This window comes from Wolbachia endosymbiont of Drosophila pseudotakahashii (assembly GCF_026015925.1).
GTDB classification, from domain to species: Bacteria; Pseudomonadota; Alphaproteobacteria; order Rickettsiales; family Anaplasmataceae; genus Wolbachia; species Wolbachia pipientis.
The window spans coordinates 910,287-928,698 of the sequence record NZ_CP110359.1; the positions used below are offsets into that span (position 1 = coordinate 910,287).

At 34.6% G+C, this 18,412-nt stretch carries 15 protein-coding genes and 1 pseudogene; 4 read left to right on the plus strand and 12 right to left on the minus strand.

Translation table 11 applies throughout. The features are described 5' to 3' along the window. The 3 genes from ONI09_RS04690 to ONI09_RS04700 are packed head-to-tail and all read right to left on the minus strand — an operon-like array spanning position 1 to position 4,264. The gene (locus ONI09_RS04690) at positions 1-2,898 is read right to left on the minus strand and encodes an ankyrin repeat domain-containing protein (RefSeq protein ID WP_265013826.1); all 2,898 of its coding nucleotides are present in this window, start codon (positions 2,896-2,898) and stop codon (positions 1-3) included. Beyond that, entirely contained in the window at positions 2,832-3,413 is a 582-nt protein-coding gene (locus ONI09_RS04695; protein WP_265013827.1) for an AAA family ATPase, read from the minus strand. The genes ONI09_RS04690 and ONI09_RS04695 overlap by 67 nt, the downstream gene beginning before the upstream one ends. Continuing rightward, on the minus strand, positions 3,383-4,264 hold the full coding sequence (locus ONI09_RS04700; protein WP_265013828.1) for a UvrD-helicase domain-containing protein: 882 nt from the start codon (positions 4,262-4,264) through the stop codon (positions 3,383-3,385). Before ONI09_RS04700 ends, ONI09_RS04695 begins: the two co-directional genes overlap by 31 nt. 692 nt (positions 4,265-4,956) lie before the next feature. Between ONI09_RS04700 and ONI09_RS04705 the strand changes: the two genes are divergently transcribed. The 4 genes from ONI09_RS04705 (at position 4,957) to ONI09_RS04720 (ending at position 10,647) form a co-directional block, all read left to right on the plus strand. Further along, on the plus strand, positions 4,957-7,137 hold the full coding sequence (locus tag ONI09_RS04705; protein ID WP_265013829.1) for a TomO hydrophobic C-terminal domain-containing protein: 2,181 nt from the start codon (positions 4,957-4,959) through the stop codon (positions 7,135-7,137). Positions 7,138-7,489: 352 nt separating this feature from the next. Then, positions 7,490-9,274 carry an ankyrin repeat domain-containing protein gene (locus ONI09_RS04710; protein ID WP_265013830.1) on the plus strand — a complete coding sequence of 595 codons (1,785 nt, stop codon included), beginning with the start codon at positions 7,490-7,492 and terminating at the stop codon, positions 9,272-9,274. Between the two features lie 112 nt (positions 9,275-9,386). Next, positions 9,387-9,965: a DUF7691 family protein gene (locus tag ONI09_RS04715; protein WP_265013831.1), complete on the plus strand. Its 579-nt coding sequence runs from the start codon at positions 9,387-9,389 to the stop codon at positions 9,963-9,965. 34 nt (positions 9,966-9,999) lie between these two features. Continuing rightward, positions 10,000-10,647 carry an ankyrin repeat domain-containing protein gene (locus ONI09_RS04720; protein ID WP_265014431.1) on the plus strand — a complete coding sequence of 216 codons (648 nt, stop codon included), beginning with the start codon at positions 10,000-10,002 and terminating at the stop codon, positions 10,645-10,647. A 592-nt stretch (positions 10,648-11,239) separates the two neighbouring features. Here ONI09_RS04720 and ONI09_RS04725 read toward each other — a convergent pair. From ONI09_RS04725 to ONI09_RS04765, 9 genes and pseudogenes are all read right to left on the minus strand, one after another. Further along, positions 11,240-11,800 carry a hypothetical protein gene (locus tag ONI09_RS04725; protein ID WP_265013832.1) on the minus strand — a complete coding sequence of 187 codons (561 nt, stop codon included), beginning with the start codon at positions 11,798-11,800 and terminating at the stop codon, positions 11,240-11,242. 28 nt (positions 11,801-11,828) lie between these two features. Then, positions 11,829-13,331 (minus strand): annotated as a pseudogene (locus tag ONI09_RS04730) (recombinase family protein). Between the two features lie 10 nt (positions 13,332-13,341). Next, a complete protein-coding gene (locus tag ONI09_RS04735) occupies positions 13,342-13,773 on the minus strand; it encodes a DUF2924 domain-containing protein (protein ID WP_265013833.1) in 432 nt (143 codons plus the stop codon). 42 nt (positions 13,774-13,815) lie between these two features. Then, complete coding sequence (locus ONI09_RS04740) at positions 13,816-14,583, minus strand: ankyrin repeat domain-containing protein (protein WP_265013834.1); 768 nt, start codon at positions 14,581-14,583, stop codon at positions 13,816-13,818. Between the two features lie 167 nt (positions 14,584-14,750). Continuing rightward, on the minus strand, positions 14,751-15,911 hold the full coding sequence (locus ONI09_RS04745) for a phage tail protein (protein ID WP_265013835.1): 1,161 nt from the start codon (positions 15,909-15,911) through the stop codon (positions 14,751-14,753). Beyond that, positions 15,911-16,711: a baseplate assembly protein gene (locus ONI09_RS04750; protein WP_265013836.1), complete on the minus strand. Its 801-nt coding sequence runs from the start codon at positions 16,709-16,711 to the stop codon at positions 15,911-15,913. The genes ONI09_RS04745 and ONI09_RS04750 overlap by 1 nt, the downstream gene beginning before the upstream one ends. A 2-nt stretch (positions 16,712-16,713) precedes the next feature. Beyond that, positions 16,714-17,049: a GPW/gp25 family protein gene (locus ONI09_RS04755; RefSeq protein WP_265013837.1), complete on the minus strand. Its 336-nt coding sequence runs from the start codon at positions 17,047-17,049 to the stop codon at positions 16,714-16,716. Between the two features lie 19 nt (positions 17,050-17,068). After that, entirely contained in the window at positions 17,069-18,172 is a 1,104-nt protein-coding gene (locus ONI09_RS04760; protein ID WP_320109945.1) for a PDDEXK nuclease domain-containing protein, read from the minus strand. Then, positions 18,156-18,410, minus strand: a complete 255-nt coding sequence (locus ONI09_RS04765) for a PAAR domain-containing protein (protein ID WP_265013838.1) — start codon at positions 18,408-18,410, stop codon at positions 18,156-18,158. Before ONI09_RS04765 ends, ONI09_RS04760 begins: the two co-directional genes overlap by 17 nt. Between the last annotated feature and the right edge of the window lie 2 nt (positions 18,411-18,412).

Consider the following 18,412-nt stretch of genomic DNA (forward strand, 5'->3'; position numbering starts at 1 on the left):
TCATGTAATTGAAGCCTGAGCTTGAGCCAAATTGTGAGGAGTAGAAACATCATTAAAACTACTCTTAGGCTGAGGGTTTTCTTGTTGTTCTTTTAAGAGCCGCAATATCTTCCCACCAGCTTTAATAGCAATCTCAATAGTCGTATTTTCATCTTTACCATCTGGAGAGTAATTCAAACTTGGTTTAAAACCATACTCAGTTTTTGATTCCAGTAATTCTTCTATCTCTTTGAGTAATGCATCTACCTTATTTTCATCTTTTTCTTCTGCCGATTTTTTTACCTTCTGAAACAGATTAGCATCTTGAGCAAATTTTTGACGAATTTTTTCTTTATTTTTTCCATTTTCAAGAGATCCAATTTGTATATAACCAACATTAATATTTGGACCAGCAAGCAGAAGGTCAACTATCTTAGAATAGCCAAATTCTAGCACTAACGCCAAAGAGGTAAAACCCTCCTCAGTCTTAGCATTAACATTAGCATCCTTATCAAGAAGAAGTCCAGCTATATCCTTATTACCACCTTCTGCTGCAAAATGTAATGGTGTTTTACCTTTACTAGTAGCATTAACAATTGCCCCTTTATTTATGCAAGATCGAATTTTTTCTACTTGATTTTCCTTTATATGATCAAATAATTGTTTTGTTAAGTTTAAAATATTTTCAACAATAGGGTGGTTTTTCGCTAATTCTAGTGGTATCTTACCATCGTTATCCTTGGAATTAATATCAGCACCTTTATTCAATAAAGCCTTAACAACCTCCTCGTGACCATGGTATGCTGCCACATGTAAAGGAGTAATACTACCACTCGCAGTAACATTAACATTAGCTTCTCTCTTCAGAAGAAGGTCAACTACATCCTTATGACCATTTTTTGCTGCTAGATGTAAAGGAGTAATACCTTTCTTACTCATATCATTAACATCAGCTCCACACTGCAGAAAAGAGTCAACTATATTCTTAAGACCATTTTCTGCTGCCACATGTAAAAAAGTAAAGCCTTCTTCATCCCTAGCATCAACCCCAATTCCAGGCAGCAGAAGAAGGTCAACTACATCAAATTTTTGCCCAATCTTTCTTCGATTTTTAGCAGACTGTTTAAATATATGACCATAGGTCTGCAGTAATTTTTCAAATCTACCTGTAATATCTATAGCTTCATCCCTAAGCTTTTCAAATTCAGAATAGCTCAACTGCTCCTGAGAAAGATTTTCGACTTTCTTTCTACAATCTTCTAGCTTATGGACCAATTTATTAAAATGGATCTTTAAAGGTGCTCTCTCTGATAAACATTCTTGCGATCGTGCAACTAAATCAACCCTCTCTTTACTTGGAAAAAGGGATAAAAGACTCGCTTTCACTTCCTCTTGTTTAATTTTTTGCTCTTCTTGATTTATGTACTTCTTCAACTTCGCTACATTATTTTCCAACGCTTGGCAAATTTCATCAAGTCTTGAATCTAATTCCTCCTCTGAATAATCATCTACAAGTTCTTTTAATTGTTTCATTATGTTTTCCTCTATACTTCGTATAGGATTTTTGAATTTTTCCTGTAATAGTTGCAATCGATATTTTTTGTCTCTGCTCACTTGTTTTTTATCGGGCAACTCTAGAATATTTACAAATACCCCTTCTACAAGATTTTTTGCACCGTCCCTAATCTTTTTACATTGCATTAAACGCCGCTTCCCTGCAACAATAGCTGTTAATTCGTTTGTGATTTCTTCCTCAGGTAAACTTCTACCATTTTTATTATTAAACGCTGTATGTCTCTCTTTAACTTTGGGCTCAAATACACTCATAATCGCCATAGCGAATAGTTCCAGAACACAATATTCAACATAAATACCCTTAATCACATCATCTTTAAAACTCATAAATTCTCCTGGCTTCATGGATTTCATCAAATTATCAACCGCTTCGTCCTTTAATCCTCTGATTGTTTTGTCAAATGCTTTTCCCTCTTTTTTCAATTTCGTAACGCGCTCTTTCCCTTCTAACCGAAGAGGAGTCTGCTCTTTTAGATCCTTTGCATTAACATCTTCATCTATTAATTTCTTTGCTGTCTCCGTATGACCATCTTTAATAGCAGCTATCAACTCTTTTTCCACTTCTAACTGTTTCTTCACTTTTCTTCTTACACCCTCAACACTACGAGCCTTGTCTGAAGGAGACTGTACTACAGTATTTGCCACGGCTCCTACACGGTGTCCTTTAGCTTCTAATGCATCCATGATCTCTTGAGCATATTCTTTTTCTCCTTTTTCTAGCAGTTTTATTACCTTACCTTTAGCTTGCTCCATGTTTCCGTTATCTATTAACATTAGTGCCCTAGCTTTCCATTTTTTAGGGTCAAATTTTTCCTTCTTGATATCCTTAGTATCTACTTTATTAACTTCTTTTCCTAGTGCTACTACTTTTAATAAATTACACTGTTTTTCACCCTCTATAATATAGGCATTACTAACAGTACGAGTAACTGCAACATATAGAGCATGTATATAAAATTTATACTTCTCAAAAGATCTATCTTCCTTATCCTTAGGTCTTGAAGTGTTAACATCCTTTTTATCATATGAATCACGAATTTTTTTAATAGTATCTTCAACCTTCTCCTCCTTATCTTCGTTTTGACGTGCTACATCCCACATATCACTGTAGGCTTTATGAGATGTAAACTTGTAAAGAATTACATTGTCAAACTCCAAGCCCTTGGCTTCATGTATATTAAACACAAATGAAGGATCAAAACACTTACAAGCATCTTCTTTACTCTCATCATCCAGGACTAAAACAGCCCAATTTGTAGACTCAGATATTTTTTCTGCTATTTCTTGTTCATCACCCTTAGCAATAAAGCCGACATTACCTGGGTTTTCAGTATCACTCTCCATAAAAAAAGCTTTTTTTCATCTTCTGTCATTTGATCTTCTGAAGCAAAATAATGATTCTTAAAGTGTAGTATACGGTTGGCTAATTCAATAACTTGCTTACTACTACGATAGTTCTTTTCAAGAATACAAACCTTTGGTTCCTTGTTATATTCATTCTGATAGAGAAAAGACTTTAACTTAGACAGAGAGAAAAAACTTGGATGTATCACTTGATTAACATCACCACATAATAAAAAATTACTCTTACTTTCATCTTTTAAGCTCTTCAATATCAGCTTTAATGTGCTTTCAGTCAAATCCTGCACTTCATCTACAACAACCACATCATAAACTTTATTAGACTGTATTTCTTCTTCAGTACACCTATGAGCGATAAGGTTAGGATCATAATATTCTCGATCTTCTTCTATAAACTTCCTATATTTTTCAAAAAAACCATAAATACGGCTCCTTTTGTCCCTAGGAAATATAGATTGTCTATCTCCTAGCTGTTCATATTTTTCTTTCTCAAGCATTTTCCAGCTATCACAGCTATAAATTCTTCAAATATTTTCTCTCCGTCTTTTGCATACTCCTTAAATTCTTTTTTCTTACATTTTTCGTTGAACCATGAAAAAAATGCATTTCTATTGATCGGCTTCTTTCCTTCTACATCTTCCTTTGTTACCCTTTCTATAAACTCATGAACAGATAAGAACTCAATTCGCTGTGAAACACCAGTCCTTAGTTTATTGGCAGCTCCATCATAGTATTCATATTCATATAATTCTTTTGATTTTTTTATAAGACTTTCAGACTGGGTAATATACAGAATTTTTCCTTCCTTGAATTCCTCTTCTATCTTCCTAAGCTTTTCCAAAGCCACCGATGTCTTTCCACTACCAGCAGATCCACTAACGATTAAAGGTAAACCTTCAGCATTTTCAACTATGTCTTCTTGCTTTGCACTAAAAGTGATAAATTTATCTAACCAACGAACTTGTGGAGCATCTCTAATCTTCACTTCACCCGTACTATCAGAAACTTCTTTATTGTTTTGATCTATTATTTTTATGTTTTTTATTTTTTCTTTATTTGTTAAGAATTTTGACTTGTCGTATTTATGGTTCAGAATTACTTCTAAAATAACAAAAGCATCTTCATTATTATACTTTATGCTCGTAAATAATAATCTGTCACTATCACTTAATTTAGCCCGAAAATATTTAACACCTCCATCACCACTTATTAACTTTATATCTCCCAGACTTGTATGCTCATTCTCCTTTAAATCTTTAATTATTGCATCGAATTTTTTCCTTAAAGGACTTCCACCATTATCTAAATCAAGTTCATCAAACTCATCACAATAGAATACAGGATACATACCTCATCACCTCAATTTATATCTATAAAAGTTAACCTAAGATATTACAAAACGTTGATTAAACTGCCAAGTAGCTTTTAGTATACAATAATCCCCCTATTTTGTCAATACTTTAGCAGACCTTACTCAGCAAAAGTGATGGAGAAGTTAGAATATTTTCTACAAAAAGGACAATACTAACAAAAGAACTTTATTCTATTTAAAATATATAATGATCATAAATTTTTCTGTTATTTCTAAATAAATTACTATTAATTTAACAAAATATACCACTAAAAACTTAAGTAATGCAACCACTTTCAGCAACTTAAAATAACAAACGTGAGAAGTGTTCGTTTTGGAATCGGCCGGTCTACCGCTTAAACCGTTCGAACTTTTCTTTATAATAATTTTACTATACCGCAAAATCAGCTATTTTAGCCTACTTTGGTCACATTTACATACGAACCAATTTGCTTGGCTTTGTTGCAACAATTTTACGCTTTTATTTTCACAACGCCGCTTTTATTTAATTTGTTCTCACAAAGGTAGGTACTTTTTTGTGCTTTTTGAAAAAGTAAATAATTAAAACTTTTGTAATACTAAGGAGTCTAATATTTCCTACAAGTTTGTACATAATTTATTAACGTAGTTGACAACAACAGAAATACCAGATAATATATTTATATGATAGGATTAAATTGCTAGAAAATATGACAACGACCACGATTAAAGTAGCAGATGAATGTATTCAAATAGAAACATATGATACATCTGGGGAAGGTGAAAACTGCCTTCTACATGCTTTATTTGGTGATCCATTCGAGAAAAGTGCAATCACTATTAAGGATAAAGAAAGAACAAAAAGAATGAGGGAAGAAATAAGAGAGTTTCTGGAAATCGGTTACCCCAAGCTTTTAAAGAAAGATGAATTAATAAAAAGTGCAATAGAATACCTTAAGTTGGATGTAACAGAAAATGGACAAATAGGAGATTTGGTAAACGAGGGAAATCCGCTGCCTTCTAACTTGATACCCATCATTATGTGCTTAGGTGGTATTGAGAAAGTAACAATGTACGCTAATCATGCTCATAGCACATTCGATAATATTGTGGATGTGTCAAAAGAAGAGTATGAGCTCTCTAAGTCGGTGCATAGTGAAGTCACCAAAAAAAAGGAAGTATGGGGAAATTCAAATGCGAAAGAACACACAATCTTCTATTATCTTGGTCACTATTACAGAGCTAAAGTTATCAGTAAAAATGATAGAAAGCTCGCTACTGGCAGAAGTGGTGCTGTTAAAGTAAATAGTAGCAATAACTATACTACTCCTTCAGTTAGTACAAGCAGTCAAACACAAGAGGAAAATAGTAAACAACGAATAAACGTACAACTTGTAGATAATGGCTTAAGTAGCTCTTCACAGTTGGTGGATTATAGCAATGAAGTTAGGGAGTATCGTCCCCTTTACGAAAATCAGCCGATGAGTATGGGTACGAATGACAGTTTTGAAAATGATGGTAATTGTGTCCAAAATGACTATACAATGCAAAAATATATGTCGCTTTTATCATGTTCATCTAAACAATCTCTAACTTTACATGATGCAAATGATCGTTTAGTGCAAGGATTTACATCACTTCCACAACGTCTACCTGAGGAATTTCTGAATTTACATAATACAAAATTGGCTTTGAGGCTGGGAGTTGCATTAGATGAGCGAAAAAGTCAACAATCTAATCAGAATGGTATGACAGGTAGTGATGCTTCTCTGGATACTGAGTATAATGGCAGTTGTTCTAGTTATGTTTCCTGGGGTACTAATTGGAGTGATGAAAATTCAATGATTGGCAATAATCCTAGTGATAGTATCACCTTAGAGGCATTGCCAGAGGAAGGTGCCCCACAACAAAATTATTATTTGGTATCTCAATTTTCTGAGGTAGCAAATAGCAGTTCTGTATTAAAGCAGGCAAAACAGGAAGCTGGTATAGATCAAGCTGATATAGTGTCAGGGCAAGTAATACAATCTGTTATTGATAAAACTACTCGTAATGATAGTACAGAACAAAGCGCTTCACAATTAGAACAAGCGGGACTCAATAAAAACCCATTAGAAAATGCCTTTCAAATTTCCAAGGGTGAAAATAAAAGGTTCCTAGATGAAATTAGAAAAAAGGAAGAAGACTTAAGGCAAGCACAACAGGAGATTGATAATCTGGAAAGTAAAGTTCTTACTCAAAAGTTGCAGCAAGAAGAGGAATTGAAAAAAATAAACACTCAACTTACAGAAAGCAAAAACTTAGCTGGTGATCTAACCAATAAAACAACTCAACTTACTGAAGAAAATACTCAATTAAAGGATAACCTAAAGACTATAACTGAAACAAACACTCAACTACAGAACGAGCTAGAGAGTACACGGAAAACCTTGGGTGAAAAAGATAGTACAGTAATTCAACTCACTGAAGAAAACACCGAACTAAAGCTGGAAAAGCCTAAAAATGAAAATAACGACCTGAAGACAAAGCTGCAGGAATCTGAAAGCAAAAGTAAAGGACTAGAGAGTCGAATTGAAAATCTACAAAAACAACTATCAGAAAATAGTCGGCTTGCCAAAGAAAAAGACCTGGGTAATGAAAACAAAAAACTCTCAGCAGTAAGTGCTCAGAGTAGAAAGCAAGTAACCTATGCCTCTGTTTCTTTTGTATTATCTGGGGCATTTGCTGTTGGTGCAAGTTTAACAATACCTTATTTAGCGATATGTATTACATTTGCTGTAGCTGCATCGATTTTTCTTGCAACAGGATTTTACTGTTCATATAAGGCAAATACAGCACTTAGTAATGTTGAAATTGGTCAAATAAACGATATCGATCTTGCAGCTACTTAAAAACTATTTTTAAGGTTTTAAATTATACCCGTTCTCCACGTGACACGTTTGAACTTTCTTGTATAATAGTTTGACTATACCGCAAAACCAGCTATATTAACCTACTTTCACTACATTTAGATATGAACTATTTTTATGTTTTTGAAGAAAGTAAATAATCAAATTTTTTGTTACGCTACAGAATCCAGTATTTTCTATAAATTATTATGTGGCTTGTTAACATCATATAAAGTAATTGACAGTTACTAAAATGTCAGCTAGTATATTTACATAATGTATATAGAAATCAGTCGTTGATTGTGTATTGCCTGTTTTTCTAGTTATATAAAATAAATAGTTTGAGGTATAAATCATGGAATATGAGAAGTGGTCAGATGTATTCGGTACAGTAAATGCTGACAACAATTTAAATGAGAGTAACGTAATTGAAAAAATAAAAGAAAAATTAAAGGGAGAAGACGAAGGTGAGTATGAAGAGTGGGAAAAAGCTGATTTTGATGTAAGTCACCAGTTTAAAGATGGATCTACATTATTACATTGGGCTACTAAAATGAGAAATAAGGAGGTAGCAGAGCTTCTAATAAAAAAGGGGGCTAATCCAAATTTACAGAATAACAATACTCCTCTACATTGTGCTGTTGAACGAAACGACAAAGGCTTAGTTGAAGTCCTATTGAAAGCAGAGGGATTTGATCTTAATGCACAAAGTAGAGATGGAGGTCCTCTTTTACATTGGGCTTGTGCCATTGCACAAAGCAACAAAGACTTAGTTGAAGTCCTATTAAAAGCGGAGGGAATCAATGTTAATGAACAAAGTGAAAATGGAGATACTCCTTTACATTACGCTGTTGGAGGATACCATGGAGATGTACTTGAAGCTCTAATAAAAGAAGGAGCAAATGTTAATGTAAAAAATAAAGATGGAAAAACTCCTTTATATCTTGCTTGTAGTACTAGATATTACAATGAAGACGTAGTTAAAGCCCTATTACAAAACAGTGCAGAGGTCGATGCAACAATTCCCTTAAATGGAGTTGTTAGATATGGTAGTATAGATATAATGAAGGATCTAATAGATAAAGGTGCAGATCCTTTATTAGAGAATAAAGATGGTAAAACTCTTGTAGATTTGGTTATCGAGAGTTACAAAAACTGCCCAAATATAGGAGAATTTCTATTAAGTTGGGCCAAGGAAAAAAATCTCACAGATATAGTGAATGCTCTAACAGAAAAAAGAGCAAATTTTAAAACAGAATGTGGCTATTTACATTCGTATGTTCAATTTGGTCGTACAGATGAAGTAAAAGCTCTAATAAAAGAAGGAGCAGATGTTAATGTAAATATAGATGGTAACACTCCTTTACATTTGGCTGTTATCTACGTGCGCGAAGATATAGTAAACTTTCTATTAGATAATGGAGCAGGTGTTAATGCAGTAAATAGAGATGGTAACACTCCTTTACATTTGGCTGCTGAATATGGTGATATAGATATAGTAAAAGCTCTATTGGACAAAGGGGCTCAAGTTAATGCAGTAAATGGAGATGATGACACTCCTTTACATTTGGCTGTTAAATATAGTTATATAGATGTAATAAAAGCTCTATTGGACAAAGGGGCTCAAGTTAATGCAGTAAATGGAGATGATGACACTCCTTTACATTTGGCTGTTAAACGTCCACATATGGATGGAATAAACACTCTATTAAAAGTAAAAGGGATTAATGTTCATATAAAAAATAAAGATGGTAACACTTTTTTAGATTCAGCAGAACGTTATGTAATTGAGGTAAGGAATAAACAGATTGATAGAGGTGTCACATTCTATGATATTTTAGCAAGCGAGGGTAACAAATTGGCATCTTATATGCAGAATGAGAGTATAGCACGTGTGTTAAAAACAGGTAATTATAAAAAGGAATTTCCTCTATGGGCTAATATAATAGAAAGTCAATATGAAAAAGGAATGGAAAGAAGAATACTATTAGATAAAACTGCAGAAGCTATGGGGATACAACATCCTGATTTAGAAACAATTCCTGAACTACCATTACCAGTCGGAGATAAAATAGCTAGTTTCTTAGCAAATGTGGATTTAGAAAATTTTTGCAAATCGGCCAATCAGAGATCTTGCTAAAGAAACAGAACGCACGGAGGTTGTAAATATGTTAAGTGGTACAAAAGTGACAGATGTATCAGTATCTTAACTCTCTACATTAAGGAAATTTTATAAATGAGCTTACTATAGTATGAATAAATGTAGATGTAGTGGAAAAAGGGAGGATGTTTTAAAAGTAGTTGATGATTTATTTGATAGTACAGAACTTGATATAAAAAGTGCTTTGAAAGATTTAATACTTAACCAACCTCCCTATAGTCATTCGGCTGATCTTTATCACTATGTATTTCAGGCGCTATGTTCTTACTTTGGTCAAGAATTACCTTACTACTCCGACTTTAAATTTGGCTATGTAACTGATATTGTAGACGATATACTTGAATCAGATTTTGGATTAAGTATAAATATTGTGGAAACCATTATAAATATCTCACGTGATGAATTCTTTGGGTTACCTATCGAAGGTGATGTAGTTAGCGGCCTTTTAGATAGAAATGACCTCCTTTCATTACAATCACAATTTAAAAAGATCCAGATTACTGATGATTTGCTTGAAACTCTTGAGGATTTCGAAAATGAAAAAGAAAAGGATGGTGAGCCTAGTGACAAAGCAAGAAAAGCAATAGCATATCCTCTTATAAAAGAGATTAAAGAACATATTTCATATTGTGTCGAAGGTGGTTTCGATTTAGTTTCTTTTTGCTGCTAATTACGTATCCGTTCAAAGTCGCAATATATATGCAATAGATGCCCTATTAGCAGAAGGGGCTAAGGTTAATGCGGTGGGTGATATGGGAAATACTCCTTTACATTGGGCTGCTCGAAGTCGCGATATATATGCAATAGTTGCCCTATTAGCAAAAGGGGCTAAGGTTAATGCGAGAGATATTTATAAATATGCTCCTTTACATTGGGCTGTTGAATTTGGTTATAAAGATGCAACTGAAGTTCTAATTCAGAAAATATTAATACAAGATTTTAGCGTACAAAAACCAAATTACTTGACAGGTGCATTTTCTACTTATTGGGATGAGTGTAAAAATGAAATTGAAGGAAAAATTGGCAATAGCAATACTTCATACCTTGACTTACTTAAAGCTGATGAAGATGAAATCGCTACCTACATGATAAATGATGAAATTAAAAAAGCAATAAATGAACTCAATTACGAAGGAGAATTTTCTATCATTGAAAGCCAAATAAGGAATAAATTCAATAAGGGAGTAGAAAGACGAGAGCTAATAGATAACGGTGGCATAGTGATTACTAAACACTCTAAACTTTACAATGATAAAGTATTACCTCTAGAAGTAAGTGAGAAAGTAGCTTCTTATTTATCAAATGCAGATTTAAAAAATTTAGTAGCTTCTTATTTATCAAATGTGGATTAATACCTATAGTAATAGCAGTGGTTGCAATCACAACAGTGGCGCTTAGCGGTTGATGGTATTACATATATGACCTCAAAGCCTAGTACTAAAATTGATGAAACGAGAGAAGAGCAAGGCATAACTGGGAATGGACTGGAAGTACAGCATTAGGCAGGCTTTGTTGCATAGCTAGTTAACAAGCAGAAGCATAGCAGGCTCAGAGGTCAATGTCAGTGAAGTTTATGGGAGTGTCAAGCTAAAGAATACAAAGGTTAGAAAAATTATTCTTGCATTAGTTTTTATTCGTACTATGTATTGTAACAAGGCAGAAGTAAACGAAACAATCAAAAAAGCCAGAGAAGGGCAATGGTTTTAATGTGGTTAGCTAAGGGGCTTTTATTATGGTATTCGTTTATATAATGTTAGGTGTGCTCTTTATTGTTATTCTCGATAGTTCATTAAACTCTTAATAAATAGGATGAAAAGCTCCATAAGCTCAAGTTAAGGAGAAATGGCGAAAGTGTGGAGAAAGATAATCCTTAATTAATGATTTAAGATCTTTTCTAAATAAATTGTTCCGTTTTGACGATTATGATTTTTTGAATATATCCTTTTACGTTGGATTCAAAGGAGACTCAAGAATCGGTTGCTCTATGTCCTCTACTTTTTCGATTTTTGTACTTGGTTTCAGCACATTATACAACGCAAAGCTCAGACACGCCAATCCAGCTATTCCCACAACCGCTGCTACTACAGGCATTTTCATGATATACAATGCAGCACAATTTACCAATAACACTGCACCAACAACACCAGCCAGGATTGCTTGCCTTTGTTGCGTTAACGGTTTATCTTTTTCGTCTGTAGCATCAAAACATGGTTCAGCGGAAGATGGGCTGTCAGCTCTATCAACGGAAGTTGGCTCTACAGTAGTTTCTATTTGCGCTTTTTCGCTACTTTCACATATAGGTTGAAGATCTTCACTATTTATATTACATAATTTAGTGTCAGTTTCTGTAGCTTTATCAACTGTATTGGTTTGCTTTTTTATTTCAACTTTAACTTCCTCAACATCTGCCGGCATCTCCATATCAGCTCCTTTTGGGGTAGTGGTACCTTTTTTATTTCTAAGCTTTTCAGCAATATCTTTCCATATTTTTTTCGGTGTTCTCATAATGTTTTTCTCCTATTTCTTTTATAAATTAAGATGCTAAGCCATAAAATTTCTCCAACTGTTCACTCCACAGCATCGGCATTTCCCTTAAATCAGCCAACCTTAAACCTCTCGGTTGTTTCCCATTTACTATGTCTTCTTTTATCTTTGGAGCTAAATAATTTAATCTTAAAATTTGTTGTATACGTCTTGTACCTATATTAATTTTAACGCTCAGCTCTTTCACACTTCTATATTTTCCTTCCTCTAGTTGCCGTTTCCACAGATGGGCTCTCACCACTGCTTTCAGTAGCGCATTGTTTGTTTTTCCTTCTGGTTCTACTACTGTGCATTTGTTTCCTTTCTTCTTCAAATTCATCGCTATAAATGTCTCCTCTGATTCAGAACATACTTCTACTCCTTCCTCTCTTACCCACACTACCTTTATTAATTTTTTCACTGCTTCTTTCTGTTCTCTGAAACTTAAATTTTCCCATTTTTCTTTTTTTGCCCCTTTTTCCCAATTCTCATATAAGCATTCCGCTCTCTTCATTACTTCTTTTTCCACTTCTCCGGCGACTATTGTTCGGTTCACTGATCCACAATCTTTTCCTCTTAAATGGTTATTGCATATATAATATCGATACCTTTTATTTTCTTTTTTTGAGTATGTCAGCGTCATATTTACACCACAACTCTTGCACTTTATTATCCCCTTTAGCAGCGCTTCCTCATATTTTACTTTTCGATATGGTTGATTCTTTATCAATTCTTGCGCTTTTTGCCATTTTTCCTCTTCTATTATCGCTTCGTGCTTTCCCTTATACTGTTTTTCATAATGCCGTATTTTTCCCATATATATTGGATTTGTTATTATTCTTCTCACCGTTGCCTTTTTAAAGATATCTGATTTTGCTTTCGTTCGGTACCCTTGGCTATTTAACTCTCTTGCTAATCCTGCCATTGACTTCAGCTCCATATACCTCTCAAATATATGCTTTATTACTTTCGCTTCTTTTTCATTTATTATTAATTCCTTATCTTTTACATCATAGCCGAGTGGTGGATTTCTTCCCATCCATAGACCCTCTTCCTTCGATGTTGCTATTTTATTTTTTACTCTCTCTACTATCATTTCTCTTTCTAGTTGTGCCGCTCCTGATAACACTGTTTGTACAAATTTTCCCATTGGTGTGTTGTTATCAAATATTTGCGTCACCACTACAAAACTTATCCGGTGTCTTCTAAAAAATGACGTTACTTCTATGCTGTCTTTTGTCTCTCTTGATAACCTATCTAGCGTATATACCACTACGCAATCTATTTCTCATGCTGCTATATCCTTTAATAATTCCTTTATCGCTGGCCTATTTAAATTGCTTCCCGAATATCCTCCATCGTCATATCTTTTTGGTAATATTGCCCACCCTTCTTTGCTTTTTATATACTTTTCACATGCTACTCGTTGCGCGTCCAAGCTATTAAACTTTTGTTCTAATCCATCTTCGTTTGACTTTCTCGTATATATCGCACATCTTACCTCTTTTAGCATCTTCTCCTCCTCAACTTCCCTTTTTATCACGCATTCTGAACAACAACGGTCCGTTATAACTCATTCCCATTATTTTTCCGGCTACTACTGATAATGACGTATAAAACTCTTCTCGGTAGATCAAACCTGTATTTGTTACCATTACCGCACGCGTTTCCTCACCTCTTTCTAGTATCAACTCCGTTCCCTCCACTGGCAGTTTATCGCTACTTATTCTTTTTCCCTGTTCTAGCCGATCTGCCAGGTATTCTAGTCTTTTTGCTCCTTTTCTTGATATTTCTCCATACGCTTTCTCCTGCAACCTATACGCCAATCTTGGTATCAGGTATTTCTTTGAGTGTCTAGGTGCTTCTTCCTCAAATACCTTCTTCCATATTTTTTTCAGTTCTGCTAGTGGTTTTTTCTCTAAATATTTTACCTCTTTTTCTACTTTTTTTTCCATATAATCACCTTTTCAAACACAGCCCTTCTGAATTTTTAAACGCTATAGCACTTTCTCATCCACAGTTTCTAGCTCTTCCTTTGCTACTATCACACCTGCTGCCGTACTTTCCGATACAACCCTTATTCTTTCTATGAACTCTCTCTGTTTATTTGCCATTTTTACGTTCTCTAACACTTCTTTTATCTCTTTATTATTTCTCGCATAATCCATTGGGGTTTTGCCATATTTATCCTTTTGCTCTACATTTGCTCCCGCTTTTACTAGCTCTTTTATTATCTCTTTTGTTATCCTTCCTTCTCCTGTTTTGCATGCTATATGCAGTGGTGTGTATCCTTTATGATCTCTCGCATTTACTTCTCCTCCTCCCTCTAATATTGCTCTCACATTCCCTATTTCCCTCATAAATACTGCTTCATGTAGGGGGGTCCTTCCTATTTCATTTCCTATATTCACATTTGACCCTCCTTTTATCAGCTCCCTTACTGTCTTTTCACAACTCATTAAGCTCGCACTATGTAATGCCGTATATCCTCCATCATCTATAGCATTTACATCTGCTCCTTCTTCCAACAGTACTTTTACATTCTCTACCTTCCCATAAAATGCAGCTAGGTGTAATGGTGTCTCTCCGTAGTTATTTTTTATATTTATTTCGACTCCCTTTTCTATCAATAATTTTACTACTTTTTCATCAGACAATTGTGCTACTAAATGCAATACTGTATTACCACCTGCATCTTTTTCATTTATTCCACAAAATGAATTCTTCTTTAATTTTTCCAGTTTTTTGTTTAACGTAAATAACATATGTACCTCACAAAATTAGCTTTTTTAGCGCAAGATAAATTTCTTATGTTTACTTGCTACTATTTAAGTTATGCGTGTTTTAGTATAAAAAGGCAAGTCTTTTTTCGCGTAGTACACCTTTTTTAACTAAATACTAATATAGTATATGAAGATATAAATATAAGTATTTAGCATATTAAACATATAACTTGCGTCTCTTCCCAACTTCTGTTTAAATGACGATGTTCGTGCCATGTTAGTACACCTGGGTAAAACACTAAAATGTAATTTTCCGGTTCATGTATTGAATCCTTTTGCTTTAAATCTAAATTGTTTTCAAAATGAACATAGTGCTCTGCCACGCCAAATCTTATAACTTTTTGGTTGGTAAAATCTTCTACCTTGTAGTGGTGAGTAACGCTAAACCTTTCTAAAATTGGCTTGTATTTTAAATTCCACAGTTCTTCAGATAGTTTGCTACTTCCCAATAAAAATTTATCCCCTTCCTCTTCTATACTAGTAACCGGAAAACATGCGTTTATTTCTCCTAAACTCCAACTGTCCGATAATACTATCTGCGCTTTAGCAAACTTAATTGCCGGTAGTAAGCTCTGTGGTAGCGGATATAGCGCTTTGAAGTTATACCACACATGATTTCTTTCATAAATACCGTTATAGTTCTTAGTATGAGGCTCGGTTTCTCCAAGTATTGCTACATCTAGGCGATATATATCATTGCTCAAAGCTTGTTCATAATGATCTCGCAAGTAACTATCTATAATCTCTACTAATGGACCTTCTGACCTGAAAAAATTTACTCTTCCAAATGATAACACTGGTCCATCTTTTTCTATTTTTACCCCCGAATAGTCAGAAAGAAGATCTCCAAATAAACTCTCATCCAATATAAATCTCTGCGCATTATAATAATCGTTAAAAATCCTCATTAGCCTCGATCTTGCTGGCAATGATAGTTTTGCTAGTTCTACTACTGCATCTACAAAGAAATCATTTGGTACGTCTCTTATCCCTATCTGTAATTCAAAAAAGTGTTTACCGGGTGGCTCTTCAATGATCGTAATATCTTCTATATTTGCCCATTTTAATGCTATTTTCAGCGATGCTGGTGTTCCTCTTAAACGCTGAAATTCTACCCCTTCTTTTATCGCTCTTCTTTTCTCTTTTGCCCAACGCAGAATCTCTTCTAGACCATATTCCTCTACTATCCATGGTAATATTTTTTCTTCTAGGCTGAATTTAAACCCTCTTATGCTGCTTGGATCAACTTTGTAATCGATTGCATCAGCCAGCGCTTTTTCTTGCTTTGTTGCGTTTGGCGGCAATAACATTAATTCAACTCAACATTTAAACTTCTTAAGGCAGCACACTCATTTCCCAGTACCACAACATCCTCCTTTGGCTCTATTAATTCCACGTTTTCTACTCCTTCTACGAACAAATTCGCTATAATCCACGACCTTGTGACACTCCATCCGAGTCTTTTGCTTGCTTCAAACTTTTCGATAAATTTCTTTTTCGCTGTTTCAATAATATCTGGTCTTTTAATGCTAATTTTACTGTGAATAACTATTTCTATAATATTGCAACCAATTACTGTTATCGTATCTGTCAATACCCTTATATCATCCCTGGTGACTCGCTTTCTTACAATATCAAGTAGTTCTTCAGATACTATGCCATTTGTGGATAACTCCGTGGATAAAATCGAGATCTCTACACTCCCTGGCACTTTTGATTCAACTAGCGCATCCTTTACTCTACTATCTGCTGAGAGTGCTTGAAACCTATAATGCTCTTTACTTCCTCCTGTGCTTGAGCCAACTATTCTTGCCTTGATTCTTTTTCTAAAGCGTTCATCTTCTTCTCCATCTTGCCTCTCTGCTCCATAAAACTCAGCTAAATTATCAAGTTCTTCTCCCCTTGCAAACTTCAGTAAGTTGCTCCTTGCTGCTTCGTTTATTCTTTCTCTCAGCAAAAGTTCTCGCCATGCTGCTACCTCTAAAATCTTCATCGCTGGGTCACTTTCTACTAATGCTGTAAAACTTGCATCACGCTTCACTAACTCTTCTTTCATCCGAGAAAAAATCTCTTCAAAGTTCAGTGGTTCGATAATATTTGGCTGCTCCATCTTTATACTACAATTCCTTCAAAATGAATATTTTTCCCATTTGGTAGATAAATCCCATCCAAAGAAATTGTGACTTTCCCTTCTTTTACTTCTGTGATTTTTACCTTTTCGAGTTTGAACCTTGTTTCCCACTTTTGTAGTGCTTCCGCTGTTGCCGCATAAATTTCTAACGTAAAATCTCTATTTATTGGCCGATCAATTAACTCAGATAACCTTGAGCCATACTCCCTCCTCATTATTCTGCTGCCTATCGGAGTGGTCAGTATGTCAACTATCGATTGCTTTAGATGTTCTATTCCTTCAAGCTCTTTTCCAGTATTAACGTCCATTCCTCGCATAAACACGTTGCCTTTTATGTTATATCTGTTTAATCATTTTCTTCTTAGTACTTGCGTATTTTTCACGAGCTATAGAGATAGCTTTTCTCAACTTCTCCTCAAGGATTTCCTTAGGAGGCAACTGTGTTAAATACTGCGCAACATGAATATTAGATCCTTCAAGCTCCAGGTATTCTATATCTTCTTGATCCTTATCAGCACATAAAATAACCCCTAGAGGTTTTTCTTCATCTGGTTTTCGTTCATTTTTATCTAACCAATTTAAGTACCATTCCATCTGTCCTTTATAAGCTGGTTCAAATCGACCAATTTTTAGTTCTATTGCAACAAGACGTCTTAATCCTCTATGAAAAAATAGCAGGTCTAAATACCTATCAGTTGCATCAGTGCTCATCCTTTTTTGACGTGTTACAAAGCAAAAATCATTACCAAACTCTTGTAAAAATTTTATCAATTCATCCAAAATCGTATTTTCTAGATCAGTCTCGCTATGGCTTGATGGCAATTCCACAAAGTTAAGAAAGTATGGATCATGAAAAATGAATTCTGGTGCTAACGTATTTTCTTCACGTAATTGTTTGATGCTTTGTCTTATGAAGTCCTCAGGTTTTTTTGCTAGTGCTGTACGTTCATACAACATGGTATCGATTCTACTACGTAGTGCTCTAACACTCCATCTTTCAATACGACACATTTCTATATAATAATTACGCTTCAGCTCATCAGAAATTGCAATAATTTCTACAAAATGTGACCAACTCAATTGTTGTGACAGTGTCGCGACAATTCCTTGATCGGGAAAGAATTTGGAAAATTGCACCATCCGAAACAATGAAGCTCTATCAAATCCACGTCCATATTTCATCTGAAGTTCTTTTGCAAGTTGGGAGATGATTCGTTTGCCATAGTCTGCACGTCTGTGCTTTAAGATATCTTGATCAATTCTGAAGCCAATTTCCCAATTTAACAATACTAGAGTAGAATTGAAATGTGTAGCAAGATGATTCTTTGCTCTATCTATTAAATTACTAATATCCCCTAATAAGCTAGTAGTGATATCCATGTTCATAATTTTACTTTTGGTAAGTATAGCACATGGTTTATTTTTATTCTGAAAAAACATTACTACTTCCACTTATTACTTTAAACCCACAAGATACTGAATCCCCAACTCTTCCTATACCATGACCATTTGCAAACACTGTTTTTGACCCTTGTGCCATTACCTTACCTTCTGTAAAACTATCTTCTTGCCGACAAACTGGTCTTCCGTTTACAAAAACATCGCTGCTTCCACTCATACAAACATGTGCCGGTATTCCACTGCAATAATCCCCTACACAAACGATTGCTTTACCCATAT